The organism is Stenotrophomonas sp. (assembly GCF_036662295.1).
Lineage (GTDB): Bacteria > Pseudomonadota > Gammaproteobacteria > Xanthomonadales > Xanthomonadaceae > Stenotrophomonas.
The window spans coordinates 1-26,079 of the sequence record NZ_JAVWXA010000052.1; the positions used below are offsets into that span (position 1 = coordinate 1).

Sequence of the window (26,079 nt, forward strand, 5' to 3'; positions counted from 1 at the left end):
CAGTAACGAAATTTTAGGCGCCCCGCCCCCCCCCCCGGCCGCGCCCCGGCCCCCCCCCCCCACCCGCCCCCGCCCCCGACAGTTGGCCGGTGCGCACAGGGAAAACCGGTAGTGCCGGCCGCTGGCCGGCATCCCACAGCCACCCTTGTCCCCAACGACAACCAACCAAGGCCCAGTGCTGCAGCTGCTGCTCTCCTGTGGCCCGCCCGCGCGTTCATGCCGGCACTTGCAAGGCTCAAAGAACCCCGCTGCTCGCCATCATTCAATCCTGCCTGCGCGCCCGCTCCATTGCCGGTGCCATCCAGGGGGTGTCCAGCAGCGCGGGTGGGGGCCAGTAATAGCGCATGACGGCGACGAAGGGGCCGTCGGGGATCGGTAGCCAGTTGGCGCGTTGGGCGTGCGCGGGGATGGGGTGTTGGAGATGGAGGGTGAGACTGCCGTCGGCGTCGCGCGGGAGATGGGGCAGGCGGGTGGAGTCGATGCGGTAGCGCGGGAGGGCATCGGCCGCGTGGCGGTGCCCGGGAGCGGGGTAGATGGTGAGCGACCAGAAGGCGGCGAGCGGTGGCAGCGCGTCCTTGCCCAGGCGGAGGGTGTAGCGCTGGCCGCGGCCGTCGAGGGGCGCACCGTCGGCGTCGGTGTCATGGCGCGGGGCGAATGTTTCTTCGCGCGCAGGCGCGCCGATGGCAACCTGGGCGCGGGTGGCGCGTGCCACGTAGTCGTTGTGGAGGGCGTCGGCGCCGGCGGTCCACAGGTCGCTGCGCCCGGCGTGGCCGCCCATCACGGCACGCGCGCGGGCTCGGGGCCGCCCGCGGCGACCCAGTCGTCCACGGCCTGGGTCACCACCGTCATCGGCAGCGCGCCATTGCCCAGCACCAGGTCATGGAAGGCGCGGATGTCGAAACGCGACCCCAGCTGCCGGCGGGCCTGCTCGCGCAGCGCCAGCAGGCGCATCTGGCCCATCTTGTAGGAGGACGCCTGGCCGGGCTGGACCAGGTAGCGGTTGATCTCCACCTGCACATCCTTGGCCGTCATGCCGGTTTTCTCCTGCAGGTACGTCGCCGCCTGCGCGGGCGACCAGCGCTTGCGATGCAGGCCGGTATCCACCACCAGCCGCACCGAGCGGAACATTTCGGCCTGCAGGCGGCCGAGGTCGCCGGCGGGGTCGTCCTGGTACACGCCTGCCTCGGCCATCAGCTGCTCGGCATACAGGGCCCAGCCCTCGCTGAAGGCGCTGGGGTTGAGGCTGCGGCGCAGCATCGGCAGGTCGGTCAGGGTCTGCCCGATCGCGATCTGGAAGTGATGGCCGGGCGAGCCTTCGTGGTAGGTGAGGGTGGGGACGCTCCAGCGCGTATTGGCGGCCATGTCGCCGAGGTTGATGAAGAACGTGCCCGGCCGCGAGCCGTCCATCGCCGGCGGGTAGTAGTAGCCGCCCGGCGAGGTGGCCTGCATGTGCGCGGGCACCGGCTTGACCACCAGCGGCTGCGGCGGCAGGCGGCCGAACCAGCGCGGCAGCACCGGGTCCAGCGCGCGCAGGCGCTGCTGGATATCGTCGAGCAGCGCCTGGCGGCCGGCGTCGCTGTCGGCATAGCGGTAGCGCGGATCCTCGCGCAGCTGCTGGACGCGCGCGGCCACGCTGCCCTGGCGCAGGCCGAGCTGGCGCAACCGGGCATCCATCAGGCGCTCCACCCGCGCCACTTCCTGCAGGCCGATCTGGTGGATCGCATCGGCGTCCAGGTCGGTGCTGGTGTACCAGCGCAGCGCGGCATCGTAGTACGCCTTGCCGTGCGGCAGCGCCCACACGCCGTTGTTGCCCAGGTGGCGCGCCTGCAGCTGCTGCACGTCGGCCAGCAGGCGCTGGTAACCGGGATTGACCGCGTCCTGCACCGCGCCGGTGGCCTGGGCGATCAGCGCGGCGCGGCGCGCGGCGGGCAGGCCGGGCAGTGCCTCCAGCTTGCGCCGCAGCGACTGCACCCACAGGCTGTCGCCGGGCGCCGGGGCAAGCAGCGCCTGGAACTGGTCGGCCGCGCCCTGCAGGGCCACCTCCGGGGGCACCACGCCCTGCGCGGCCTGCATGGCCAGGTTGGCGCGCACCTGGTCCAGCTTGGGGCCCATCGCCTGCAGCCGCGCGATGTAGTGGACGGCGCTGGTGTCATCGGTGACCAGATGCTGGTTGTCCATGAACTGCGGCAGGTTCACCGGCAGGCTGAACAACTGGTCCACCGCATAGGTGCTGCCGCCCACCGGCAACCAGGCCGGTGCCCACGGCACCGCCATCAGGTCGATCTGGGTCCGGTAGAACCAGCGCGCCAGGCCGTCGCTGAGGCGCTGCTGCGGGTCCAGCGGCGCGCCCTGCCAGCCTTCGATGGCCGCCAGGTTGTCCGCCAGCAGGCGGCGGTTGACCTCGCGCCGGGCCAGGGACACATCGGTCAACTGGTCCGACAGATCGCCGGCCCCGTCGCCGCTGATGCCCAGCATGGTGCGCAGCTCGGGGTCGGCGTTGATGGCGGCCATGGTCTGCGCGTCCAGCAACGCGTTGAACGAGACCGGCTGGGGCGCGTCGGGCACGGTGGCCGGCGGCAGCGCGGCGGCGGTGGCCTGCGCGCGTGCGTGCGGTGCGGCCAGCGCCACGGCGGCGGCGGCGGCGATGGCAAGGGTCAACAGGGCGGACAGGCGAACGGCGGGCTGGATCGCAGGCATGGCACGACTCCGGTGGCAGGCAAGGCTGCGCGCAGGCTACGCCAGCCCGGGCCGGCGCGCACGTCGGCCCGGCGGCCGCTCAGCCCGGCTGCCGTTGGAAGCCATCGGCGCCCCACGCTTCGCTGCCCACGCCGTGATGGATCACGAACAGGCCCTCGGGGTCGTAGCGCTGTTTGGCGGCCAGCAACCGCGCGTAGTGCGGGCCCCAGAACGCCTGCTGCCAGCCGCGCTGGAAGTAGTCACTCTCGGACACGTAGGCCGGCGCCTGGGGCACCAGGGCCGACAGCGCGTCGTAGGCACGCCCCACCCGCAACGCGCCGCGGCGCGCGGCGGGTTCGTCCACCTCGCCGCCGCTGCCGGGGAAGACCGGGCCGCCGGCGTTGCCGATCAGCGCCAACGCGAAGGCATCCAGCACCGCCGGATGGGTGGCGGTGTCGGCGCTGGCGGCGAGCGCCCCGGCCGGTGCGCCGAACAACCCCTTGTTGCAATGCAGGCCCACGTCCATGTGCGCGGCGGCGCGGCACAGGGCATCGGCGCTGGCCGCGAGGCGGTCCTCGCCCAGCAGGGCCGACGGCAGCCAGGCCGAGGCATAGCCGTGCAGGAACCAGCCCACCTGGCCCTGGTCGCCCTGCCACAGCATGTGGTGCGACGGCGCGCCGGGCCGCGTGTCCTCGACGATGAAGGCCGGTGCATGCTGGCGGAAGAAGTCGGCGTCCCAGAAGTCGCGCGCGGGCAGGGCCAGCACCTGCAGCGGCGCGCGCACGGTGTAGGCGGGGCGTTCGCCCAGCCAGGCCAGCAGCGGCTGCCAGGTCGCCTCGGCGGTGGCCCGGTCCAGGCCCTGGAACACCATCGCGATGGACAGCGTGCGCTCGCCGCCGAAGGTGATCTGCTCGCCCCAGTGCGGGTTGCACAGCGCATCGCGGTAGAAGCGCAGCACCTGCGCGGCCAGCGCACGCCAGCTGGCCTCGCTGTCGGCCTGCACCTTGAGCGTGACGCCGCCAAAGGTGTCCGGCAGCGCATGGGTCCTGAGCGTCATCCGGGTCACCACGCCGAAGCTGCCGGCGCAGCCGCCCTTCAGCGCCCAGAACAGCTCCGGCTCCTGGTGCGCGTTGACCACCCGCAGCTGGCCGTCGGCGGTGACCAGCTCGGCTTCCAGCAGGCTGGCAGCGGCGGTGCCGAACGCCTTGGAGAAGCTGCCGAAGCCGCCGCCGGTGACCAGCCCGGTCACGCCAACGGAGGTGCAGCCACCGCCCTGCACATAGCGCCCGTGCCGGGTGGTGACCGCCGCGTAGGCATCGATCCACATCGCCCCGGCGCCCACGCTGACCGCCGGCTGTGCCGCCGTGTCTGGATCGGCGCCCTGGGCCACGAAGGCGTCGTGCACCTGCACCTGGTTCATCGCGCGCGTCCACACCAGCAGCGAATCCGGTGCGCAGGAGGTGCCGTGATAGCTGTGGCCACCGCCCTTGACCACCAGCCGCAGCCGGTGCCGCCGCGCGAAGTCCACCGCCGCGACCACGTCGCTGGCCTGGGTGGCGGCCACCATCTGCGCGCTGGGCACCGAGCGCCACGCGCCGAAGTAGCCACTGGTCTGGGTCAGCGCGGGCTGGTCGCCGAGGTAGAACGGATTGCGCAACTGGGCCAGTGCCTCGGCGCGGGTGGCCGGGTCGGCCAGCAGCGGCGACTGCGGCACCGACAGGCGCCCATCCACCGCGCGGGACAACCCGGCCCAGTCGGCGGCACTGGGCCAGCCGGCGGTCCCGGGGCGCACCCGCTGCCAGAGCGGGGCGGCAGGCGCGGCGGCCGCGGCCTTCAGCACCAGCGGGAGTAAGGGCAGGGCCAGGCCGGCCTTGAGGCAGTCACGTCGTTTCATTGGAACACTCCCTGGTGCACGGCCGGTTGGCGATGGCCGCCAGTGTGTGCCTGCCGGGTGCGGCGGTCAGCAGGGGCGGGTGCAGGGGCGGCGGGGGGTGACCGGTGGTGGGCAGGCCGGGACCGGTGGTGGCCCCTCGCAGGGTGCCCGCGCCGGGCCGGGCGGGTAAGCTCGGCCCATCCACCCCGCCACGGACGCGCCGTGCGGAAACGCCAGACCCACCCACCCGAGCTGACGCCATGCGACCGACCGTGCTGCTGATGGGGCTGTGTTCGATGCTGGCCGGGCTGGCGCAGATCGCCTTCTCGGTCTACCTCTTCGACGTCACCGACCACGCCGGTTCGCCACTGCGCCTGCGCGGCAGCCTCGGCCGCTATGTCGAGGGCCACCCCCAGCGCGGCCTGATCGACTACCAGCACGAGGTCGCGTTGAAGGTCATGGCCGGGCTGGATACCAGCAACGATGTGCACCTGCTCAGTGGCCTGCTCTTCATCGGCATGGGCGCGGTGCTGGTGCTGCTGTTCTTCTTCGCGCCGCGCCCGGCGCCGTTGCCACGATAGCGGGGCGTGCGGCGTGGCCGCTTCGGCAGCGGCGGCGGCAGCAGGCATACTGTTCGGAGGACAGCCACAAGGATGCGCATGGAAGACAAGGACGGCGGCTTCGGGCGGCATCACGTCATGCACGTCGCCGCGTTGGCCGGGGCCGGGCGCTGCCGCGCCATTGCCGGGGCGGCGCCATGCTGAGCGAGGACACGGTCGTGCGCCTGGTGCTGGGCGCGGTCGGCCTGCCGGTGGCGGCGTATGCGGCCGCCAAGCTGTCGGCGCGGGTCCGCCGTCATGCGTACCGATGGATCGGTGCGCTCTGCGTGCTGCTGGGGGCGGCGTTTCTTGCGCTTGTCGGCGCCTGGTTCCTGGACACCGGTCAGCTGGTCGCCGCCAGCCGCTTCTCACCGCCGCGCCTCGTGCCGGCCGACGCGCACTGGGCCTACCGGCTGTTGGTGGGTGCATTCACCGTGCTGGCCGGCGTGGCGATGCTGGCCATCGGCATCGCCATGTGCCGCGTTGCCCCTCCTGGCCGGCCGCCGCAAGAGGCCGAACGCCGATGAGCCTGATCCTGCTCGTGGTCGGTTTCGCACTCACCGCCGTGCTGTACCTGCTGTCCTTTGCCGCGCCACCGGCCGCGCGGCGATGGCTGGGGTTGGCGGCGGTCGCGTGTGCGGCGCCGCTGTTCTTCATGCTCGGCGAGATGTCGGCCCACTTCGACGACGGGGTCTGCTATACCGACGCCCTGCAGTCCGTTGCCGGCGCCGTGGCCCGCACCGACGACCCGGTTGCGTTGGCGCGCCGGATCGAGGCGCTGCCCGTCGTCGGCTATGAGACGTACTGCCCGGAGGTACGTGAGGCGGCCGCCGCCTTGCCGCACGCATCGGGCCACTGAGCACGCGCGGGCATCACGCCGCGCATCCGCCGTGGCTGGCAGCATCCGGGTTTCCGCCGCCGCGCAGTGCAGGAGACCACCCTGATGTCCACCGTCGTCACGACCCGATCATGGGCCATCCATCCGTTCCACGCCGCGGTGCTGGGCGGCGTGCTGCCGCTGTTCCTCGGTGCGTTGCTGGCCGACTACGCGTACTGGCGGACCTACGAGATCCAATGGGCCAACTTCGCGGCCTGGTTGCTGGTGGGGGCAATGGTGATCACGTCGGTGGCGTTGCTGTGCGCGCTGATCGGCAGCTTCAGCCGGCCGCGCCGGTTGGGCTACCTGCTGATGCTGGTGCTGACCTGGGTGGCCGGTTTCATCAACGCGCTGCACCATGCGCGCGACGCGTGGGCGATCATGCCGGGCGCGCTGGTGCTGTCGGTGCTGGTGACGGTGTTGGCGCTGCTGGCCACCTGGCTGGGATTCTCCAGCCTGCGCGCGGGAGTGGTGCGATGAACCGCCGCCTCCGCCTGATCAGCCTGCCGGTGCTGGCCACCGCCCTGGCCGCCTGCAGCCAGCAGGCACCGCCGCTCAACCAGCTGGGCGCCCAGCCGGAGCTGCCCGCGCCGCATCGCGGGGTGATGCCGGACATGACCATCGCCGAGCCGGCCGCGTGGGGCAAGGACACCCCGAGCGTGCCCAAGGGCTACCGCATCCAGGCGATCGCCACCGACCTGGCCATTCCGCGACAGACCCTGATCCTGCCCAACGGCGACATCCTGGTGGCCGAGGGCCGCGGTGGCAGCGCACCCAACCTCAAGCCCAAGGACGTGATCGCCGGCAAGATCAAGGCCAAGGGCAATACCGCGGTGAAGAGCGGCAACCGCCTCAGCCTGCTGCGCGATGCCGACGGCGATGGCGTGTATGAACTCAAGACCGTGTTCGCCGACAAGCTCAACGCCCCCTACGGGTTGGCGCTGATCGGCAACGTGCTGTACGTGGCCAACCAGGACGCGGTGGTGCGCTTTGACTACCAGCCCGGGCAGACCAAGGCGAGCGCCGCCCCGACCACGCTCACCGCGCTGCCGGCGGCGATCAACCACCACTGGACCAAATCGATGGCCGCCAGCGCCGACGGCCGGTTCCTGTACGTGGGCATCGGCTCCAACAGCAACATCACCGAACGCGGCATGGCCGTGGAACTGGATCGCGCCCAGGTCTGGCAGATCGACGCCAGTACCGGCGCGCACAAGGTGTATGCCACCGGCCTGCGCAACCCCACCGCGTTGGCGATCCAGCCGGGCAGCGGCGCGCTGTGGGCGGTGGTGAACGAGCGCGACGAGATCGGCCCCAACCTGGTGCCCGATTACCTCACCTCGGTGCGCGAGGGCGCGTTCTACGGCTGGCCCTACAGCTATTGGGGCCAGCACGTGGACACGCGGGTGATGCCGCAGGATCCGGCCAAGGTGGCCAGCGCCATCGCGCCGGATTACGCGCTGGGCTCGCACGTGGCCGCGCTCGGCGTGGCGTTCTCGACGGCCAGCATGGGCACCGCGTTTGCCGATGGCGTGTTCGTGGGCGAGCACGGCAGCTGGAACCGCAATCCGCCGGTGGGTTACAAGGTGGTGTTCGTGCCGTTCCGTGACGGTCGCCCGGCCGGCGATCCGGTGGACGTGATGTCCGGCTTCCGTGGCGAGGATGGCAAGACGCGCGGCCGCCCGGTGGGGGTCAGCGTGGACCCGCGCGGTGCGCTGATCGTGGCCGACGACCTGGCCAACACCGTCTGGCGGGTGACCCCGGAGACGGCGGTGGCGGTGCCGGTGCCGGCGGTGCCTGCCACGCCGCCTGCGCCGGCCACGCCCTGATACGGCGGGCCACGGCAGGGGCGACACGTCCGATGGGCGTGTCGTCCCCGCGCAGGTGAGATCCAACGGAGGCCGTGCGCGATTGTGGTGATGGCCCCTGCGCCGATAAGATCGACGCGTTGGGGTGGATGACCCCGGAGCGTCGATGCGAGGGAGTGCGAATGCCGGTCGATGAGATTGCAGGCAGCCTGCTGGGCGGGTTCTTTCGTTTCGTGGCCTGGCTGGTCGTCGAGTTTTTCATCGAGACGATCCTGCGCGGCAGCGGCTACTGGATCCTGCGCGTGCTGCGGCCCCACCATGAGGCCTCGGACACGGCCTGCACGATCGTGGGCCTGCTGGCCTGGGCGGCCATCGCGGTGGCGGTGGTCCTGGTCATTCGCGCGGGCATGGCCTAGCCCGCGCAGGCGCCATGCCGCGGTTGACAGCAGGCGCATCGTTGCGCACCTGCTGTCGATCAACGGCTGCGTTTACGGCGTACCCGCCGCCTGCAACTGCTGGATCAGCACCTGCGCGGCTTCCGCCGACGAGGCCGGGTTCTGGCCGGTGATCAGCCGTCCGTCCTGGACCACGTGCACGCCCCAATCGGGGCCCTTGCTGTAGTCGGCACCGGCTGCCTGCAGCATGTCTTCGACCAGGAACGGCACCACCTCGGTGAGGCCCACGCCGGCTTCCTCGCTGTTGGTGAAGCCGGTGACGCGCTTGCCGGCCACCAGCGCCTTGCCGTCAGCGGCCTTGACGTGGCGCAGCACGCCGGGCGCATGGCAGACCAGCGCCGCCGGCTTGTCCGCGCCGATGAAGGACTCGATCAGGGCGATGGAATGGCGATCCTCGGCCAGGTCCCACAGCGGGCCGTGCCCACCGGGGTAGAACACCGCGTCGAAGTCGGCCGGGTTGACGCTGTCCAGGCGCACGGTAGCCGCCAGCTGCGCGGTCGCCTCGGCATCGGCCTCGAAGCGGCGGGTCTGCTCGGTCTGTGCATCGGCCTCGTTGCTCTTCGGGTCCAACGGCGGCTGGCCGCCACGTGGCGAGGCCAGCACCAGCGAGGCGCCGGCATCCTTGAAGACGTAGTAGGGCGCGGCCAGCTCTTCCAGCCAGAACCCGGTCTTGCGGCCGGTGTCGCCAAGCTGGTCGTGGGAGGTGAGGACGATGAGGATCTTCATGTGGTGGCTCCGGGGGCGGGGGACCCGTGGCGCTGCTGACCACGGCTGGGGGCCACGCTAGCGGCCATCCCGTGGATGCACGGTGAGTCCTGGTCGCTGCCGACGGCGATCGCAACGGCCGGGCGGGCGACGGGCGCGGTATAGTCTGCGCCCTCCAGCCCCCACCCGGATCGCGCAATGAGCAGCAGGAAGCAGTATTTCAAGCATTGGGCCGAGTCTGAACTCGGCGAAGGCACCGTGCTGATGGAGGCCATGGGCGATGAGATCGTGCGCCAGGTGGAGATCTATCGCAGCCTCACCGTGTGGTCGGACAAGACCGGCCAGAGCGATGAGCGCTTCATGCTGGCCGACCAGCCGCTGTCCTGGCTGGACCTGGACGAGGACGACGGCATCACCGCCGGCGAGTTCGAGGCCGCGTGGAAGAAGGCGCGCGCCACCAGCCCCGCGCGCTGAGGCGTCTCAACCCAGCGCCAGTTCGCCGCGCAGCGCCGCCACGTGCGCGCGGCCCACGGCCAGTTCGCTGCCATCGTTGGCCGCCATGCTGGGGCGTCGCACCACCCAGCAGTGGCTGCCGTTCGCCCTGCGCGAAGCCGAGCGCGGCGACTACGGGCCGCTGGCCGACATCGTGCTGCTGTTGCGCGGTGAGTTGGGTGCGTTCAGTGCCATGTCGCTGGCGATGGACGTCGCCTCCGGGCAGAGCCCGCAGCGGCGCGCCCTGGTCGACGCGCAGGCGCGGGCAAGCCTGTTCGGCGATGCCTTGAACTTCCCGTTCCCGGCAGTGGGCGACGGGCTGGGCCTGGTCGATCTGGGCGAGGATTTCCGCGGTCCGTTGCGCAGCGACGTGCCCACGCTGTTCATCAGCGGCACGCTGGATGGGCGCACGCCGCCGGCCAACGCCGAGGCACTGCGACCGGGCTTTGCCCACGGCGTCTCGCTGCTGGTTCGCGGTGCCAGCCATGACAACGAAATGTGGCTGGGCGACCCCGCGATTGCCGCGGCCATCAGCGGGTTCCTTGCCGGCAAGACGGTCAGCGATGCCACGCTCACCCTGCCACCGCCGGATTTCGTGACCAGCCGCGAGGCGATGCTGCGGTCGTTGCCGCGCTGAGGGAGGGCAGGCCAGCCGGCACCGGCCGGCCTGCCGTTGCAGGACATCAGGGCAGGGTGCTGATCGCCTGGCTCAGTTCACGCATGTGGGCCACCGCTTCCTCGGCTACCTTCGCAGGGGTGAGCAGCACCGAGCGACGCAGCGCATGCCAGCCGTGGTCGCGGTTGCGGGCACCGATGCCGTAGGTGCTGCGGAATGTCGCCGAGAGCTTCAGCAGCGGCTCGCGCAATGCGGTGCTGACATTGGCGAACTGGATCCAGCTGACGATGCGGAACTTCTCATCCACCAATCGCACGTGGATACCGGCCGCCCAGAGGTACTCGGTGGGGTTTTCCTCGGGGAGCTCCAGCAACCGTATCCAGTCCTTTCGGGTAAAGGAGGTCACCACCCGTCGCGGCTCGGTTTCCAGGTCGGGGAAGGCCGCGCGCAGTTCTGCGTTGACGCGCGCGAACTGGCGCTGCCGGATGCATTTGTCCCAGGTCGCCGGCGCACGGCAGTAAAGCTGGAACAGCCTGACCCTGGCCTTGGCATCGTTGCCCACTTCGCCCGGCGCAACCAGCGCGGCCAGTTGCGCCGCGCGGAGGCTGGTCGCCTGGGTGTTGAACAGCGTCTGCATCAGGCCCAGTACGGGGCCATAGTTGCCGGCCACCTTGCTCACCAGCGCGGCCAGTGGGCTGCTGGAGGACGACTCCTCGTCGGCGTCCTGGATGATGGACCGGAACTGCGAGAGCGTGCTTTTCACCTCTGCCGACAACCAGTTCATCCGCTCGGCGTCGGCCAGGAACCCGGACAGCCAGTCGTAGCCGACCGGGAGCCAGCAATCCCCTTGCGGCGTGGCGTCGTTGCTGTCCAGGAAGATATGGATGCCGCGATAGGTCGGGAACAGCTTGCCCAGGTGCCGGCTGTAGTTGTGGGTCTGGGCCACGCCCTCGCGCGCGCCGAACTTGTTCTCGATGGCGATGTACAGGCGGGCGAACGGATCCATCGCCAGGATGTCCACGCTGCAGCGTTTGCCCTTGCCATTGCTGACATCGGCCTCGGTGGTCACGATCATCGAGGAGAACGACTGTGTCTGCACGCTGGATGCGGACAGGAAGCGCCGCTCGTTCGCCGTGAGGCTGCAGGCGCGGTCGCTCTGGCCGGCGCGGGTGAGCAGGGATTTGATGGCCCGATCGCTCAAGCCGTGGCCCTGGTTGGGGTCGAGCAGCCAGGCAACGAAGCGCGAGACGTTGACCTCCCTGGGGAAACAGATATGCAGGGGTTCGGCCTTGCACGCCAGCGCCAGCATGCGCTGTACATCCGCATCCGCGTAGAGGTCGTTGACCATCGTTTCCATATCCGCCATGTTGCTCCTTCGCCGCCCGCGCGATGTGTCCATGCAAGGCCGCTATATCGGCAGCGACATGGCGTCCTTGAGCGTGCGGTGACCATACCCTTGCACGTCGACCTTCATCCGGACATTCCCATGAACAGCGAGCAGTTCGTCCAGGCGATCCAGCAGCATGCACAGGACGCCGCCACCGATACCACGATGCGCAACCTGCAATCGCCCCCGGGCAGACGGCCGGCGGCGCGGGCAGTGGCCCTGTCGCAGTGGTACAACGGCCTGTCCGACCAGGACAAGGCCAACGTGCGCGCGGTCGTGGGTGAGGCGACCCATGCGGCGGTGTTCGGCGTGCTGGCCGTGCTCGACGGGGTGCGCGTGGTGGATGAGGAGAAGGGCCGCTTCGAGCTGTTCCATGTGGGGCGCGCGCGCACCCTGCTCAATCCCGGCGATCGGGACCTGCACGATCTGCTCGACTGACCAGCGCGGGCCTACACCTTCCAGTCGGCGTCGGCCGAAGCGGCCACGTGCATCAGCTGGTCCAGCTGGCGTAGCGCCTTGTGCAGGTCCTGGCGGCTGGCTGCCGCGCCCAGTGAGATGCGCACCGCGTCGTTGATGGCCACCCCGTCCGGGGTGAAGGCCGAGGAGGGCGCGATGCCCAGGCCCTGCAACCGCGCCGCGTGGGTGAGGCTGGCATCGGTCCAGTGCGCCGGCAGGCGGCACCAGGCATGCACGCCGGCGCAGTGCTGCAGGAACCGCGGCGACAGCGCCGAGCGCGCCAGGTAGCGGCGCTCGGCGGCTTCGTCCTGCACGCGGGCGAGCATCGCGGCGGCCGCGCCGTCCAGGATCAACTGGGTGACCAGCGCGTTCATCAGCGGCGGCGCCATCAGGTTGACCGCGCGCAGCGCCTCCAGCACGGCCTGGCGCGGCACGCGCTCGGGCAGGTGCACAAACGCGGTGTGCAGGCCGGGGCTGAGGCACTTGGACAACGTGGCGATGTAGCAGGTGTGCTGCGGTGCCAGCAGCGCCAGCGGTGGCGGCGCCTTCGCCTCCAGCAGCCAGTAGGGGTCGTCCTCGAGCACCTGCAGGTCCAGCTGGCGCACCACCTCGGCCAGCGCCGCCCGGCGCGCCTCGGGCACGGTGCGCGCGGCGGGATTCTGCGCGGTGGGGTTGAGGTAGACCACGCGCGCGCCGGTGGCCCGCACCTGGCGGCGCAGGTCGTCGGGACGCATGCCGTGTTCGTCGCAGGCCACCACCTGCAGCGTGCGCTGCAGCACGCGGGCGGCGTGCAGCAGGCCGGGGTAGACCAGCGGCTCGCACAGCACGGTGTCACCGGCGCGGGTGAGCGCCAGCAGCAACGCGGTCAGGGCAGCCTGCGCGCCCTCGGTGACCACCAGCCGGGCGATATCGCATTTGCCCAGCATCGGCTTGAGCCACTGTTGTGCGGCCAGGTGGTCGGCGCGGCTGCCACCGCCCACGTGGTAGGTCATCAGGGTGCCGGCATCGCTGCGGCTGAGCACGCTGGACAGCCCACGCTGCAGCATGGCGGCCACTTCACCGCCGGCCGGGCTGGGCGGGATGTTCATGCTCAGGTCGAGCAGGTGCGCCAGCTCGACCTGCGGGGGCGCCACGAACGACCCCAGTGGACCGCGCGCGTCGATCAGGCCGCGCTTGCGCGCTTCGGTGAAGGCGCGGGTGACCGTGGTGAGGTCAACGCCCAGTTCGGCGGCCAGGCGCCGCTGGGCCGGCAGGCGCTCGCCGGGGCGCAGCGTGCCCGACCACACCGCGCGTTCGAGCGCCTGCACGATGCGCAGGTAGACCGGCCCGTGGCCGTCGGCGATGAGGGTGTTCCACTGCATCGGCGCATCTTACGCCCGGCCGCGCCGGGCACTGCGACAGTGTGTCGCATCATGTATGGATCATGTCGTTGCCTAACGTACGCGGCTGCGGCGGGCACCCCCCATGCATATCGGTCATGCAGGGGAGTGCCCGCCACTTTTCATGATCCGGGCCGCCCGGCCCGGCACCGCGTTGGAAGGGCCGTCCCGCATGAACCCCGTTACACAACATCCTCCCCGCCTGCCGCGCAAGGGCGTGGCCGGCATCGCCCGCTGGTGCGCCCTGGCGGCCGTGGTGCCGCTGCTCGCCGGCTGCAGCGCGCTGGAACTGTTCAACCCGATGGGCAGCATCGCCGAGCAGGAAATGCAGCTGATCCTGGTCTGCACCGGGCTGATGCTGCTGGTGGTGATCCCGGTGATCCTGCTCACGCTGTACTTCGCGTGGCGCTATCGCGCCTCCAACACCAAGGCGACCTACGCCCCGGACTGGTCGCACTCCACCGCCATCGAGGTGGTGATCTGGACCATCCCGTGCCTGATCATCGTGGTGCTGGCGGTGCTGATCTGGAAGAGCACCCACGCGCTGGACCCGTACCGGCCGATCGCCTCGGACAAGGCGCCGCTGCGCGTGGAAGTGGTGGCGCTGAACTGGAAGTGGCTCTTCATCTATCCCGACCACAACGTGGCCACGGTCAATGAGCTGGTGATGCCGGTGGATACGCCGGTGGCGTTCAAGCTCACCTCCGAGTCGATGATGAACGCCTTCTTCGTGCCGCAGCTGGGCAGCATGGTCTACACCATGGCCGGGATGCAGACCCGCCTGCACCTGATCGGGCACACCCCGGGCACCTATGCCGGCATGTCCTCGGCCTACAGCGGCGCCGGCTTCTCGGACATGAAGTTCCCGGCGCGGGTGGTCACCGACGCGGACTTCGCCCGCTGGCTGGCCCAGGCCCGCGCCACCGGCGAGCACCTGGGCGCGGCGCGCCTGGCCGAACTGGAAGCGCCCACCCACGGCGCGCCGCTGCAGCGCTTCGCCGCGGTGGATACCGGCCTGTTCGGCAGCATCGTGCGCCGCCACGGCGGCATGCCCGATGACGAGATCTGCCTGCCGGGCGAGGTGCCCGGGGCGAAAACCCAACTCGTGAGCCTGGCCGCGCCCGCCGCCAGCCGCACCGCGGAGAACTGATTGTGCTTGGAAAGTTGAACCTGGAAGCGATTCCCTACCACGAGCCGATCATCATGGCCGCGCTGGCCGGCTCGGCGCTGCTCGGCCTGGCGATCATCGCCGGCATCACCTACTACCGGAAGTGGGGCTACCTGTGGACCGAGTGGATCACCTCGGTGGACCACAAGAAGATCGGGGTGATGTATATCCTGCTGGCCCTGGTGATGCTGGTGCGCGGCTTCGCCGATGCGCTGATGATGCGCGCCCAGCAGGCGATCGCGGCCAACGACGCAGCCGGCTACCTGCCGCCGGAGCACTACGACCAGATCTTCACCGCGCACGGGGTGATCATGATCTTCTTCGTGGCCACCCCGCTGATCGTGGGCCTGATGAACATCGTGGTGCCGCTGCAGATCGGTGCGCGCGACGTCGCCTTCCCGTTCGTCAACTCGCTCAGCTTCTGGCTGTCGGCGGTGGGCGCGGTGCTGGTGATGCTGTCGATGTTCGTCGGCGATTTCGCCGCCACCGGCTGGGTGGCCTATCCGCCGCTGTCGGGGATCCAGTACAGCCCCACGGTGGGCGTGGATTACTACATCTGGTCGCTGCAGGTATCGGGCATCGGCACCACCCTGACCGGGCTCAACTTCATCGTCACCATCCTCAAGATGCGTGCGCCGGGCATGGACCTGATGAAGATGCCGGTGTTCACCTGGACCGCGCTGATCACCAACATCCTGATCGTGGCGATCTTCCCGGTGCTTACCGCCACGCTGGTGCTGCTGTCGATGGACCGCTATTTCGGCATGCATTTCTTCACCAACGATGCCGGCGGCAACGCCATGATGTACGTCAACCTCATCTGGATCTGGGGCCACCCGGAGGTGTACGTGCTGATCCTGCCGTGCTTCGGCGCGTTCTCGGAGATCATCGCCACCTTCTCGGGCAAGCCGCTGTTCGGCTACCGCTCGATGGTGTACGCCACCTGTTCCATCGGCGTGCTGTCCTTCTTCGTGTGGCTGCACCACTTCTTCACCATGGGCTCGGGCGCCAACGTCAACGCGTTCTTCGGCATCATGACCTCGATCATCTCCATCCCCACCGGGGTGAAGCTGTTCAACTGGCTGTTCACCATGTATCGCGGCCGCATCCGCTACCACTCGTCCACGATGTGGACCATCGGCTTCATGGTCACGTTCGCCATCGGCGGCATGACCGGGGTGATGCTGGCCATCCCCGGTGCGGACTTCGTGTTGCACAACAGCCTGTTCCTGATCGCGCATTTCCATAACGTGATCATCGGCGGGGTGGTGTTCGGCTGCCTGGCCGGCATCACCTTCTGGTTCCCCAAGGCATTTGGTTTCACCCTCGACGAGCGCTGGGGCAAGGTCTCGTTCTGGTGCTGGCTGGTCGGTTTCTACCTGGCCTTCATGCCGTTGTACGTGCTCGGCTTCAAGGGCATGACCCGGCGCATGAACCACTACGCGGTGGAGGGCTGGCAGCCCTGGCTGATCGTGGCGGCCATCGGTGCGCTGGTGATCGCCGCCGGCATCGCGGCGATGTTCATCCAGTTCTACGTGAGCGTGCGCGACCGCAAGGCCAACCGCGACCTCACCGGCGACCCGTGGAACGCGCGCAGCCTGGAATGGGCCACGTCTTCGCCGCCCCCGTTCTACAACTTCGCCACGCTGCCCACGATCACCTCGCTGGAGCAGCATTGGGACGAAAAGCAGCACGGTCGCGCGTACCCGCGCCCGGCCCGCTACGAGGACATCCACATGCCGCGCAATACCGCCGCCGGGGTGGTGATCTCGGTGTTCAGCCTGGTGCTGTGCTTCGCCCTGGTCTGGCACATGTGGCTGGTGGCCGGCCTGGGCCTGGTCGGGGTGATCGCCACCTTCGTGCGGCGTTCCTACGATCGCGACGTGGACTATTACGTGCCCGCGGCCGAGGTGAAACGCATTGAGGACGCGCACCACGCGCAGATGGAAGGAGCCCGGGCATGAGCGGCGACACCCTGTTGGCCACCGCGCACGCGCAGGTGGAGGCCGGTCAGCACGACGGCCACGCGCACCACGACGATGGCAGCAAGACCGTCGTGGGGTTCTGGATGTACCTGATGGGCGACTGCCTGATCTTCGCCGTGCTGTTTGCCACCTTCGGCGTGCTGCTCAACGGCACCGCCGACGGCCCCAGCGGCAAGGACCTGTTCAAGCTGGGCTTCGTGTTGTCCGAAACGGTGGTACTGCTGCTGAGCAGCTTCACCTTCGGCCTGGCGATGCTGGGCCTGCAGGCGGGCAGGCGCAACCAAGTGGTGGCCTGGCTGGCGGTGACCGGCCTGCTGGGCGCGGTGTTCATCGGCATGGAACTGTATGAGTTTGCCGAGCTGATCCACGAAGGGGCCACGCCGGATGTGAGCGCCTACCTGTCGGCGTACTTCACGCTGGTGGCCACCCATGGCCTGCACGTCACCTTCGGCCTGCTGTGGCTGGCGGTGATGATCCACCAGGTGCTCACCTTCGGCCTGGACGGCATCGTGCGCCGGCGCCTGGCCTGCCTGAGCCTGTTCTGGCACTTCCTGGACCTGATCTGGATCTGTGTCTTCACCTTCGTCTACCTGCGGGAGTTCGTATGAGCGCGGATGCGTCTGGATCCGATCACGGCGGCGGCCACGCCACCCTCAAGGGCTACGTGCTTGGCCTGTTGCTGTGCCTGGTGCTCACCGGGGCCTCCTTTGGCGTGGTGATGACCGGGCTGGTGCCGCCGGCGCTGCGCCTGACCGCCATCGTGGTGCTGTGCGTGGTGCAGCTGGTGGCGCAGTTGATGCTGTTCCTGCACATCGGGGCCGGGCGCAGCCAACGCGAGAACACCGGCATTTTCCTGTGCACGGCTTTCCTGATCGCGATCGTGGTGGCCGGCTCGTTGTGGGTGATGCACAACGCGACGCAGAACATGATGCCGATGCAGACAGGGGCGGGCGCGGGCGCATGAGCACGGCGCGGCAGGCGGCGGCACTGGCCGTGCTGCTCTGGCTGGGGGCTGCGCCCCTGGCCGGTGCGGCGCCGCCGCCCGGTGCACCGGCGGCGGCGCGGGTGGAGGCGCGCGAGGCCTGGATCCGGCTGCCACCACCGGCCGCCGGCGTGGCCGCCGGCTACGTGGCGCTGCACAACCACGGCCCGGCGGACCGGCTGCTGGGTGCCCGTGCCACCGGCTTCGCGCAGGTGCAGGTGCATGCAATGCGCATGGACGGCGAGGTGATGCGCATGCAGGCCCTGGCCGATGGGCTGGCGTTGCCGGCCGGTCGCCGCATCGCACTGCAGCCCGGCGGCTACCACCTGATGCTGATGCACCCCAAGCGACCGTTGCAGGTGGGCCAGCGCGTCAGCGTGCACCTGCAGCTGGCCCACGGCGGCGAGCAGCGGGTGGATTTCGTGGTGCGTGACGGGCAGGGCATGCCGGCCCATGCCCACGGGGGCCGGCCATGATGCGGCGTGCCGGCGGGCTGCTGCTGGGCCTGGCGATGGTGGCCGGCTGCAGCCCGGGCCAGGCGCCGATCATGGGCCAGGCCGCGCTGGAATCGGTGGCGCTGCGCAGCAGCGATGGCCGCACGCTGTCGATCAGTGGTCTGCGTGGCAAGCCGACGCTGCTGTTCTTCGGCTTCACCCATTGCCCGGAAGTATGCCCGCTGAGCCTGGTCAAGGCGGTACAGCTCAAGCGCCGGCTCGGGCCGCTGGGCGCGGATCTGCAGGTGGTGTTCGTCACGGTCGATCCCGCCCGTGACACGCCGGCGCACCTGCGCGACTACCTGTCCGCGTTCGATCCGGGCTTCATCGGCCTGGCGGCCGACGAGGCCGGCACCCGCGCGGTGGCCGAGAGCCTGGGCGTGAGCTACCAGCGCGTGGGCGAGGGCGAGGCCGCTACCTTCGAGCACACCGCCTCGTGGTTCCTGCTCGGCGCCGATGGCAAGCTGCAGGAAGTGTTGGGCTATGCACTCACCGATGCGCAGATGGAGGCCCGGCTGCGCACGCGGCTGGCGGTCGCGCCGCGCTAGGCCCGGCGCACATGGCGGGCAAGCCGCGTGCGCTGCGTGCTCAGGGCGCGTGCGCCCGGAGTTCCCAGCACGCGGCGTTGAAGCGCACCGTCTCACCCTCCACGAACGGCGCAAACGCGTGGTCCATCGCCGCCAGCACCTGGTGACGCACCGCCGGCGCCATCGCCTCGCTGCGCAGCATCGCGCCGACCGGCCCCAGCAGCGCCACATAGGTGCGCAATGCGTCGCGGCTGATCGTGCAGGCCACATCCAGCGGCCGCAGGTCGATGTCGGCCCAGCCGCTCTCGGACAGGAACCCCCGCACACGCTGCGGGTCGGCAAAGGCGAATTGCCCCGGGGCGCCGGGTACGCGTGCGGGCAGGTCCAGCCACGGGGCGGCGGCGCGTTCGGCAGTGGTCATGAACGGGTTGTCGTCGGCGCTGCGCCAGGCCAGCGCCTGCAGCGTGCCGCCTGGGCGGGTGGCCAGGCGCAGGTTGGAAAACGCCTGCACCGGCTGGTCGAAGAACATCACCCCGAAGCGCGAGACGATGCGATCGAAGCGGGCGGGCGCGAACACCGCCTGCTGCGCGTCGGCGATGGCGAACGCGGCCGGCAGCACGGTCGCCGCCACGCGCTGTGCCGCGCAGGCCACCATCGGCGCGGAGATGTCCACCCCGGTGCAGCGGCCACCGTCGCCCAGCCGGGCGGCGATGGCCAGGCTGACCGCGCCGGTGCCGCAGCCCACATCCAGCACCTGCAGGGGCGCGTGCATCGGCACGGCCTGGGCGAGGTGGGTGGCCAGCGGCGCGAACATGCCGTCCAGCAGGGCCTGTGCCTCCACCCAGGCATGGCCGGAAGGCCCGTTCCAGAGCGCGTGTTGCGAGGGAGTATTCATGCCGATACCTGTGCCGGGCTTGCCAGCGGGGGAGGAGAGTGCGCACTCTGCCACTTCAAGTGCACTTGAGGTCAAGCGATGCGTGAGCTGGATATCGGCGAGGTGGCGCGGCGCTCGGGGTTGGCCGCCTCGGCGTTGCGTCACTACGAACAGATGGGCCTGATCGCGCCGATCGGGCGCCACGGCCTGCGCCGGGTGTATGCCGCCGAGGTACTGGAGCGGCTGGCGCTGGTCGCGTTGGGGCGCGCGGCCGGGTTCTCGTTGCAGGCCATTGGCGCGATGCTGGGGGGCGATGGCGGCACCGGCATTGATCGACCGACGCTGGTGGCCAAGGCCGATGAACTGGATCGCCGCATCACGCAACTGGCCGCGATGCGCGACGGCCTGCGCCATGCGGCGGCCTGCCAGGCGCCCAGCCACCTGCAGTGCCCGCGCTTCCGGGCGTTGCTGCGCAAGGCGCAGCCGCTGCTCAAGCGCTGAAGGTGGCCAGCAGCAGCTTGAGGTTGAGCACCAGGATGATGGCCGCGATCAGCCACGACAGCGCGATCAGCCAGCGCGGCGCGACCAGCGCGCCCATCTTCGCCTTGTCCGACACGAAACGGACCAGCGGCACGACCGCAAAAGGCAACTGCATCGACAGCAGCACCTGGCTGAGCACCAGCAGGCGCGCGGTGCCCTGTTCGCCGTAGAGGGCGGTGACCACCACCACCGGCACGATGGCCAGGCCACGGGTGATCAGCCGGCGTGCCCACGGCGCGATGCGCAGCCGCAGGAAACCCTCCATCACGATCTGCCCGGCCAGCGTGGCGGTCACCGTGGAGTTGATGCCCGAGGCCAGCAACGCGACCGCGAACAGGGTGGAGGCCACGCCCACCCCCAGCATCGGCGCGAGCAGCGTGTAGGCCTGTTCGATCTCCTGCACGTCGGTGCGGCCGTGCGCATGGAACACCGCCGCGGCCAGGATCAGGATCGAGGCGTTGATGAACAGGGCGAGCATCAAGGCGATGGTGCTGTCGGTCACCGCCCAGCGCAGCGCGCTGCGGCGCCCTTCGTCGGTGCGCGGGTAGGCACGGGTCTGCACGATCGACGAATGCAGGTACAGATTGTGCGGCATCACCGTGGCGCCGATGATGCCGATCGCCAGGTACAGCGCCTGCGGATCGGTGACCACCGCTGCACGCGGGATGAAGCCACCCAGCACGGCCTGCAGGGGTGGGGCGGCCAGCACGATCTGCACCGCAAAGCACCCGGAGATCACCAGCAGCAGCGCGATCACGAACGCCTCCAGCGCCCGGAAACCCCGGTTCATCAGCCACAGCACCACCACCACATCCACCGCGGTGATGATCGCCCCGGCCAGCAACGGAATGCCGAACAGCAGCTTGAGCGCGATCGCCGTGCCGATCACTTCGGCCAGGTCGCAGGCGATGATCGCGATCTCGCACAGCACCCACAGGCCCAGGTTGACCGGCCTGGAATAGTGGTCGCGGCAGGCCTGGGCCAGGTCGCGGCCGGTGGCGATGCCCAGCCGCGCCGACAGCCCCTGCAGCACGATGGCCATCAGGTTGGAGAGCAGGATGACCGAGAGCAGCAGGTAGCCGAACTGCGCGCCGCCGGCCAGGTCGGTGGCCCAGTTGCCGGGGTCCATGTAGCCCACCGAGACCATGTAGCCGGGCCCGAGGAAGGCCAGCAGCCGGAACCACCAATGCCCGCCGCGTGGCACGGCGACACTGGCGTTCATCGCGCCCAGGCTGGGCGTGTGGTCGGCCGCGGCGGGCCAGGCGGGCGTCGGGTCGGGGCGGCGTCGGATGTCCACCGGCGCAATATAGCAGAGGCTATGTTATCAAGGCTTTGCAATTTCGGGCCGCGAAGATGGCCCGCGGGCGTCAGCGTTCAGCGCGGCGGCAGCGGCCGCGGACGCATGCCGTGGGTCTGCGGCAGGCTGGCTTTCATGGAATCGATGAAGGCGCGCAACCGGCTCGGGATCTGGCGCGCCGAGGGATACACCAGGTGCACCGGCAGCGGCGGCGCTTCGCGGTCGGGCAGCAGCCGGACCAGTTGGCCACTGCGCAGTTCGGCATCCACCAGCCAGGCCGACACCACCGCCGCACCCAGCCCGGCCAGTGCCGCGCGGCGCACCACGAACAGGTTGTCGGTGAGCAGGCGCGGCTGGATCTCCACCTGCAGCGCCGGGCCGTCATCGCCGGGCAGCAGGCTGAAACGGTCGCGGTAGTAGGTGGTCAGGGCGATCCACGGCAGGCGCGGCAGCAGCGCCGGATCGCGTGGGTCGGCCGTGCCCACCAGCGCCGGCGCGGCGATCACGATGCGCGGCACCTCGGCCAGCGGCACCGCGACCAGGTGCGGCGCCTCCACCGCGCCCACCCGGATGGCGCAGTCGATGCCCTCGGCGATGAAGTCCGGATGTCGATCCTCCAGCATCCACTCCAGGGTGACCTGCGGGTAGCGCGCCAGGAAGGCCAGCATCGGCTCCAGCAGCTGGGCCTGGCCGAAGGCGTGCGGCACCATCACGCGCAGGCGGCCGCGCGGCACCTCCACTTCGCCGCGCAGGTCGGCCTGGATCGCCTCCCACTCGTCCACCAGCGAGCGGGCATGGGCGAAGCAGCGCTGGCCATCCTCGGTGAGGGTCATGCCGTGGGTGGAGCGCTGCAGCAGGTGCAGGCCGAACAGCCGCTCCAGCGCCTGCAGGCGCCGGCTCACGGTGGGCTGGGTGGTGCCAAGCCGGGCCGCCGCGGCCGACAGGCTGCCGCTTTCCACGATGCGCACGAACGTGCGCAGCAGGTCGATGCGGTCGGCACCCACGACGCGGGCAGGATCGGTCATGCAAGCCTCGTATAAACGATATGTGCGGAAGCCTACTACACGCGCGGCGAGCCGGCGCCGATGCTGGCGCCACTTTCTCACCGCCTGGAGTGGATCATGTCCACCTTGCATATCCCCGCTACCGCATCGCCCGCCGCGTCGCTGGCGCCCCGCCTGATCCTGTCGATGGCCGCGGCCACCGGCTTCTCGGTGGCTTCGCTGTACTACAGCCAGCCGATGCTCGGCGTGATCGGGCCGAGCCTGGCCGCCAGCCCCGCCGCCACCGGCATGGTGCCCACGCTCACCCAGCTCGGTTATGCGCTGGGGATCCTGTTGCTGGCCCCATTGGGCGACCGCATCGACCGGCGCCGGCTGATCCTGGTGAAGGCCGCGCTGCTGGCCGCCGCCCTCGGCGCGGCTGCCCTGGCCGGCAGCCTGCCGAGCCTGCTGCTGGCCAGCCTGCTGATCGGGCTCACCGCCACGGTGGCCCAGGATGTGGTGCCGGCGGCGGCCAGCCTGGCGCCGGAGGCCGAGCGCGGCAGCGTGGTCGGCAAGGTGATGACCGGGTTGCTGCTGGGCGTGCTGCTGTCGCGGGTGGCCAGCGGCTGGGTGGCGCAATGGCTGGGCTGGCGCAGCATGTTCGCGCTGGCGGCGGTGTCGGTGCTCTTGATGGCCGTGGCGATGGCGCGCGAACTGCCGCGCTTCGCCCCCACCACCACCCTGCGTTACCCGGCGCTGCTGGCCTCGCTGGTCGCGCTGTGGCGCGGCCAGCCCGCGCTGCGTCGCGCGGTGCTGGCCCAGGGGCTGCTGGCGGTGGGGTTCAGTGCGTTCTGGTCGACGCTGGCGCTGATGCTGCACACCCGCTTCGGGCTGGGCAGCGCCGCGGCCGGATCCTTCGGCATCGCCGGTGCGGCCGGCGCACTGGCCGCTCCGTTGGCCGGGCGTTGGGCCGACCGGCTCGGCAGCCACGCGGTGGCGCGGTTGGCCATCCTGGTGGCGCTGGTGGGCTTTGCGCTGTTGCTGCTGGATCGCTGGCTGCCGACGGTGGCCCTCCTGCCGCTGCTGGCGGTGAGCGCGGTGGTGTTCGATTTCGGCTTCCAGTCGGCGCTGGTGTCCCACCAGGCGCTGGTCTACGGATTGGTGCCCGAGGCGCGCAGCCGGCTCAACGCGCTGCTGTTCACCGGAATGTTCCTGGGCATGGCCGGCGGCGGTGCATTGGGCAGCCTGGCGCTGGCGCATTGGGGTTGGACCGGGGTGGCGCTGCTGGCCACCGCCGCGGCGGCGGCCAGCCTGGTCGTGCGCCGGCGCTGACGCGGGCGGACGGTGGCCCGCGCGGGCTCAGGGGTCGCCGTCGCCCGGGGTGTCGTCCAGGCTGATGATCCCGCGCTTGAGTGCCTGGGTGACGGCATGGGTGCGGTCGCGTGCGGCGAGCTTTTCCATGAGGTTTTTCATATGCGCCTTGACGGTCTGTTCGGAGATGCGCATCTGCTCGCCGATCGCCTTGTTGGAGCGACCGGCGGCCACGTGCCCGAGCACTTCGGTTTCGCGCGGCGAGAGGCTGTCTTCGACCACGTGCGCGGCGATGCTGGCCGCCAGCGGCGCGGGGATGCCGGCGCGACGACCGCTGTGGACGGTGCGGATGGTGTCGATCAGCTCATGGCGCAGCATGTCCTTGAGCAGGTAGCCACTGGCGCCGGCCTGCAGCGCCCGCACCGCGCGCACATCGCCGCGGTAGGTCGTGAGCACGATGATGCGCGCGCGTGGATCGTGGCGACGGATCCGCGTGATCGCTTCCACGCCGTCCACGCGGGGCAGCTGCAGGTCCATCAGCACCACGTCCGGTTGCAGGGCGATGTACTGCGCCACGGCCTCTTCGCCATCACCGGCCTCGCCCACCAGGCGCATGTCCGCCTGCATGCCGAGCAGGGCGGCCAGGCCATCGCGCAGCAACGGATGGTCGTCCACCACCAGCACGCCGATCGGGGGGGAGGGCAGGGTCATGCAGTGTCTCCAGAAGGCCGTGGCCAACGCCAGCGGCGGGCCGGGCGGCGGTAGATGCGGTGGCGCGGCAGGAACAGCTCGACCTCGGTGCCCAGCCCCGGACGCGACCACAGGCGCAGGCGGGCGCCGAGGCGTTCGGCGCGCTCGCGCATGCCCACCAGGCCCCAGTGGCCCTCGGCGGGCGCGTCGGGCAGGCCGCGGCCGTCGTCGCGGATGTGCACGCGCAGGCCGCGCAGGCCGTAGCCGATGTCGATCTCGATGGCGCCGGCAGCGGCATGCTGCAGCGCGTTCAACACGGCCTCGCGACCGATCAGGTACACCTCTTCGGCGGCGGCGCGGCGCAGTGGCATCGGCGTGCCTTCCACGTTCAAGCGCAGTGCCGGGCTGCTGGCATCGGCGGCGCGTTCGCCATACACCTGCACCAGCGCCGCGCCCAGGTCCTGGTAGGCATCGCTGTCATCGCGCAGGGCGCTGACCCGGTCGCGGCCTTCGGCCAGTGCGTTCTCGGCCTGCTGCATGGCGTCCTCCAGCGCGGCGCGCACCGGCGGCGGGGTGTGGCTGGCCTGGCTGACCGCGTGCAGGCGCAGGATCAGGCCCTGGGTGCCCTGCAGCAGGGTGTCATGCAGTTCGCGGGCGATGCGCTCGCGCTCGGCATGGCGCTCCTGCAGGCGGGCGCGCACCAGCTGGGTGAGCCGGCGGCTGCGCAGGCGCATGGCCAGCAGCAGCAGCGCCACCAGCACCACCACGCAGGCGGCGTTGAACCACAGGGTCTGGTACCACATCGGGGCGATGCGGAAACGGCGCTGCGCCGCCAGCGTGCTCCACACCTGGTCCTGGTTGGCGGCCACCACCTCGAAGCGATAGTCGCCCGGGGGCAGGTTGGTGTAGAAGGCGCGGGTCAGCGTGCCGGCGTCCTGCCAGCGCTCGTCCAGGCCGATCAGGCGGTAGCGGTAGCGGGTGCGCTCGGGGCGGCTGAGCGAGACGGCCATGTAGTCGATCTGCAACTGCGTGGTGCCCGGCGGCAGCACGCTGCCCTCGTGCAGGGGCTGTTGGCGGTCGCCGTAGGACACGTTGCCGATGTGCGGCACCGGCGGCGGGGCGCGCGGTGGCTCGGCGCGGGTGTCCACCCACGCCAGTCCCTGGTTGGTGGACAGCCACAGCAGGCCGTCGGCGGCCAGCATCGCACTGGGTACCGGCGTGGTCTGCACGGCGATGCCGGGCATGCCGTCGGCGGTGTCGAACAGGCGCGGTTCCACCGCCGTGCCCGCCAGTGCGGCCTGGGCCAGGGTGTCAGCAGCGATGCGGACCAGGCCGCGGCTGCCGTTCAACCACAACTGGCCGGCGCCATCACGGACGATGCCGGTGATGCCTTCGAACAGGCCGGGCGTGACCGAGCGCGCCGGATGGAACCGGCCATCCACGCCGAGCAGGGCCAGGCCGTTTTCACCGGCCACCCAGGTGGTCCGCCCGATCATCGCCGCGGCGGTGATCGGCCCCACCGCCAGCCCGTCCGCAGCGCTCAGGTGGCGCCAGCGCCGCGGCCGGCCGATGCGCACGCTGCCATCGGGATAGCCCAGCAGCACCTCGCCGTCGCGGCCGCCGGCCAGCGTGCTGCAGGCCTGCGCGGGCAGGCCCGGTTCGCGGCGCCATTGGCCGCCCAGGTAATGCACCACGTCGCGGTTGCCGAAGCAGAACCAGGCTTCATCGGCGCCCAGCGGCAGCACCGCACGCAGTTCGCGCGGCTTGGGTACGCCCGGCGGGTCCAATACCTGGCGCCGGCCGCCGTGCATCAGGATCAGCGCTTCCCAGTCGGCCACCCACAGCGGCTGCGCGCTGGCCAGCGCCGCGTGGCTGCGCTCGCCGGCGCTGGCCTGCAGCAGGTCG

28 protein-coding genes are annotated in these 26,079 nt (G+C 70.6%); 17 read left to right on the top strand and 11 right to left on the bottom strand.

The window, feature by feature from the left end; translation table 11 throughout:
• Positions 1-262 precede the first annotated feature (262 nt).
• The 3 genes from RSA25_RS11565 to RSA25_RS11575 form a co-directional block, all read right to left on the bottom strand.
• Entirely contained in the window at positions 263-778 is a 516-nt protein-coding gene (locus RSA25_RS11565; protein WP_332809025.1) for a DUF1214 domain-containing protein, read from the bottom strand.
• Entirely contained in the window at positions 778-2,697 is a 1,920-nt protein-coding gene (locus tag RSA25_RS11570) for a DUF885 domain-containing protein (RefSeq protein WP_332809026.1), read from the bottom strand. Before RSA25_RS11570 ends, RSA25_RS11565 begins: the two co-directional genes overlap by 1 nt.
• A gap of 79 nt (positions 2,698-2,776) precedes the next feature.
• Positions 2,777-4,570 carry an FAD-binding oxidoreductase gene (locus tag RSA25_RS11575; protein WP_332809027.1) on the bottom strand — a complete coding sequence of 598 codons (1,794 nt, stop codon included), beginning with the start codon at positions 4,568-4,570 and terminating at the stop codon, positions 2,777-2,779.
• A gap of 239 nt (positions 4,571-4,809) precedes the next feature.
• On the opposite strand from RSA25_RS11575, the gene RSA25_RS11580 reads away from it, so the two are divergent.
• The 6 genes from RSA25_RS11580 to RSA25_RS11605 all read left to right on the top strand — a co-directional run bounded on the left by RSA25_RS11580 (position 4,810) and on the right by RSA25_RS11605 (position 8,249).
• On the top strand, positions 4,810-5,130 hold the full coding sequence (locus tag RSA25_RS11580; protein WP_332809028.1) for a hypothetical protein: 321 nt from the start codon (positions 4,810-4,812) through the stop codon (positions 5,128-5,130).
• 176 nt (positions 5,131-5,306) lie between these two features.
• Entirely contained in the window at positions 5,307-5,675 is a 369-nt protein-coding gene (locus RSA25_RS11585; protein ID WP_332809029.1) for a hypothetical protein, read from the top strand.
• The gene (locus tag RSA25_RS11590) at positions 5,672-6,007 is read left to right on the top strand and encodes a hypothetical protein (protein ID WP_332809030.1); all 336 of its coding nucleotides are present in this window, start codon (positions 5,672-5,674) and stop codon (positions 6,005-6,007) included. Before RSA25_RS11585 ends, RSA25_RS11590 begins: the two co-directional genes overlap by 4 nt.
• Positions 6,008-6,088: 81 nt before the next feature.
• Positions 6,089-6,505, top strand: coding sequence for a DUF2231 domain-containing protein (locus RSA25_RS11595; RefSeq protein WP_332809052.1), 417 nt, complete (start codon positions 6,089-6,091; stop codon positions 6,503-6,505).
• A complete protein-coding gene (locus RSA25_RS11600; RefSeq protein WP_332809031.1) occupies positions 6,502-7,854 on the top strand; it encodes a sorbosone dehydrogenase family protein in 1,353 nt (450 codons plus the stop codon). The genes RSA25_RS11595 and RSA25_RS11600 overlap by 4 nt, the downstream gene beginning before the upstream one ends.
• Positions 7,855-8,015: 161 nt before the next feature.
• Complete coding sequence (locus RSA25_RS11605; RefSeq protein WP_332809032.1) at positions 8,016-8,249, top strand: hypothetical protein; 234 nt, start codon at positions 8,016-8,018, stop codon at positions 8,247-8,249.
• Between the two features lie 72 nt (positions 8,250-8,321).
• On the opposite strand, the gene RSA25_RS11610 is transcribed toward RSA25_RS11605, so the two are convergent.
• On the bottom strand, positions 8,322-9,014 hold the full coding sequence (locus tag RSA25_RS11610) for a type 1 glutamine amidotransferase domain-containing protein (RefSeq protein WP_332809033.1): 693 nt from the start codon (positions 9,012-9,014) through the stop codon (positions 8,322-8,324).
• A 177-nt stretch (positions 9,015-9,191) separates the two neighbouring features.
• On the opposite strand from RSA25_RS11610, the gene RSA25_RS11615 reads away from it, so the two are divergent.
• Together RSA25_RS11615 and RSA25_RS11620 are read left to right on the top strand one after the other, a co-directional pair.
• Positions 9,192-9,467, top strand: coding sequence for a hypothetical protein (locus tag RSA25_RS11615; RefSeq protein ID WP_332809034.1), 276 nt, complete (start codon positions 9,192-9,194; stop codon positions 9,465-9,467).
• A gap of 85 nt (positions 9,468-9,552) precedes the next feature.
• Positions 9,553-10,122 carry an alpha/beta hydrolase gene (locus RSA25_RS11620; RefSeq protein ID WP_332809035.1) on the top strand — a complete coding sequence of 190 codons (570 nt, stop codon included), beginning with the start codon at positions 9,553-9,555 and terminating at the stop codon, positions 10,120-10,122.
• A gap of 46 nt (positions 10,123-10,168) precedes the next feature.
• Here the strand turns inward: RSA25_RS11620 and RSA25_RS11625 are convergent, their stop codons facing one another.
• Complete coding sequence (locus RSA25_RS11625; protein ID WP_332809036.1) at positions 10,169-11,467, bottom strand: PD-(D/E)XK nuclease family protein; 1,299 nt, start codon at positions 11,465-11,467, stop codon at positions 10,169-10,171.
• A gap of 120 nt (positions 11,468-11,587) precedes the next feature.
• Here RSA25_RS11625 and RSA25_RS11630 point away from each other — a divergent pair, with 120 nt between their 5' ends.
• A complete protein-coding gene (locus RSA25_RS11630) occupies positions 11,588-11,926 on the top strand; it encodes a hypothetical protein (RefSeq protein ID WP_332809037.1) in 339 nt (112 codons plus the stop codon).
• 11 nt (positions 11,927-11,937) lie between these two features.
• Here the strand turns inward: RSA25_RS11630 and RSA25_RS11635 are convergent, their stop codons facing one another.
• Positions 11,938-13,305: a PLP-dependent aminotransferase family protein gene (locus RSA25_RS11635; RefSeq protein WP_332809038.1), complete on the bottom strand. Its 1,368-nt coding sequence runs from the start codon at positions 13,303-13,305 to the stop codon at positions 11,938-11,940.
• A 190-nt stretch (positions 13,306-13,495) separates the two neighbouring features.
• Between RSA25_RS11635 and cyoA the strand changes: the two genes are divergently transcribed.
• From cyoA to RSA25_RS11665, 6 genes are read left to right on the top strand one after another with little or no spacing between them, the layout of a single operon-like run.
• Positions 13,496-14,473 carry a ubiquinol oxidase subunit II gene (gene cyoA / locus RSA25_RS11640; RefSeq protein WP_332809039.1) on the top strand — a complete coding sequence of 326 codons (978 nt, stop codon included), beginning with the start codon at positions 13,496-13,498 and terminating at the stop codon, positions 14,471-14,473.
• Between the two features lie 2 nt (positions 14,474-14,475).
• On the top strand, positions 14,476-16,455 hold the full coding sequence (gene cyoB / locus RSA25_RS11645) for a cytochrome o ubiquinol oxidase subunit I (protein ID WP_332809040.1): 1,980 nt from the start codon (positions 14,476-14,478) through the stop codon (positions 16,453-16,455).
• Complete coding sequence (gene cyoC, locus RSA25_RS11650) at positions 16,452-17,084, top strand: cytochrome o ubiquinol oxidase subunit III (protein ID WP_332809041.1); 633 nt, start codon at positions 16,452-16,454, stop codon at positions 17,082-17,084. Before cyoB ends, cyoC begins: the two co-directional genes overlap by 4 nt.
• Positions 17,081-17,440 (top strand): cytochrome o ubiquinol oxidase subunit IV, encoded by a 360-nt coding sequence (gene cyoD, locus RSA25_RS11655; RefSeq protein ID WP_332809042.1) that lies wholly within the window; start codon positions 17,081-17,083, stop codon positions 17,438-17,440. Before cyoC ends, cyoD begins: the two co-directional genes overlap by 4 nt.
• The gene (locus RSA25_RS11660) at positions 17,437-17,934 is read left to right on the top strand and encodes a copper chaperone PCu(A)C (protein ID WP_332809043.1); all 498 of its coding nucleotides are present in this window, start codon (positions 17,437-17,439) and stop codon (positions 17,932-17,934) included. Before cyoD ends, RSA25_RS11660 begins: the two co-directional genes overlap by 4 nt.
• Complete coding sequence (locus RSA25_RS11665) at positions 17,931-18,500, top strand: SCO family protein (protein ID WP_332809044.1); 570 nt, start codon at positions 17,931-17,933, stop codon at positions 18,498-18,500. Before RSA25_RS11660 ends, RSA25_RS11665 begins: the two co-directional genes overlap by 4 nt.
• A gap of 40 nt (positions 18,501-18,540) precedes the next feature.
• On the opposite strand, the gene RSA25_RS11670 is transcribed toward RSA25_RS11665, so the two are convergent.
• Positions 18,541-19,374 (bottom strand): class I SAM-dependent methyltransferase, encoded by an 834-nt coding sequence (locus RSA25_RS11670; protein ID WP_332809045.1) that lies wholly within the window; start codon positions 19,372-19,374, stop codon positions 18,541-18,543.
• A 78-nt stretch (positions 19,375-19,452) separates the two neighbouring features.
• Between RSA25_RS11670 and RSA25_RS11675 the strand changes: the two genes are divergently transcribed.
• Positions 19,453-19,854: a helix-turn-helix domain-containing protein gene (locus RSA25_RS11675; RefSeq protein ID WP_332809046.1), complete on the top strand. Its 402-nt coding sequence runs from the start codon at positions 19,453-19,455 to the stop codon at positions 19,852-19,854.
• Here the strand turns inward: RSA25_RS11675 and RSA25_RS11680 are convergent.
• Positions 19,844-21,115 (bottom strand): Nramp family divalent metal transporter, encoded by a 1,272-nt coding sequence (locus RSA25_RS11680; RefSeq protein ID WP_332809047.1) that lies wholly within the window; start codon positions 21,113-21,115, stop codon positions 19,844-19,846. The two genes, RSA25_RS11675 and RSA25_RS11680, sit on opposite strands and share 11 nt — an antisense overlap.
• Positions 21,116-21,267: 152 nt before the next feature.
• Positions 21,268-22,215 (bottom strand): LysR family transcriptional regulator, encoded by a 948-nt coding sequence (locus RSA25_RS11685; protein WP_332809048.1) that lies wholly within the window; start codon positions 22,213-22,215, stop codon positions 21,268-21,270.
• Between the two features lie 96 nt (positions 22,216-22,311).
• Here RSA25_RS11685 and RSA25_RS11690 point away from each other — a divergent pair, with 96 nt between their 5' ends.
• Entirely contained in the window at positions 22,312-23,505 is a 1,194-nt protein-coding gene (locus RSA25_RS11690; RefSeq protein WP_332809049.1) for an MFS transporter, read from the top strand.
• A gap of 27 nt (positions 23,506-23,532) precedes the next feature.
• Here the strand turns inward: RSA25_RS11690 and RSA25_RS11695 are convergent, their stop codons facing one another.
• Together RSA25_RS11695 and RSA25_RS11700 are read right to left on the bottom strand one after the other, a co-directional pair.
• Positions 23,533-24,195 carry a response regulator transcription factor gene (locus tag RSA25_RS11695; protein WP_332809050.1) on the bottom strand — a complete coding sequence of 221 codons (663 nt, stop codon included), beginning with the start codon at positions 24,193-24,195 and terminating at the stop codon, positions 23,533-23,535.
• Positions 24,192-26,079 (bottom strand): triple tyrosine motif-containing protein (locus RSA25_RS11700; protein ID WP_332809051.1); only part of this gene is annotated, 1,888 nt, incomplete at its 5' end. The genes RSA25_RS11700 and RSA25_RS11695, both read right to left, overlap by 4 nt.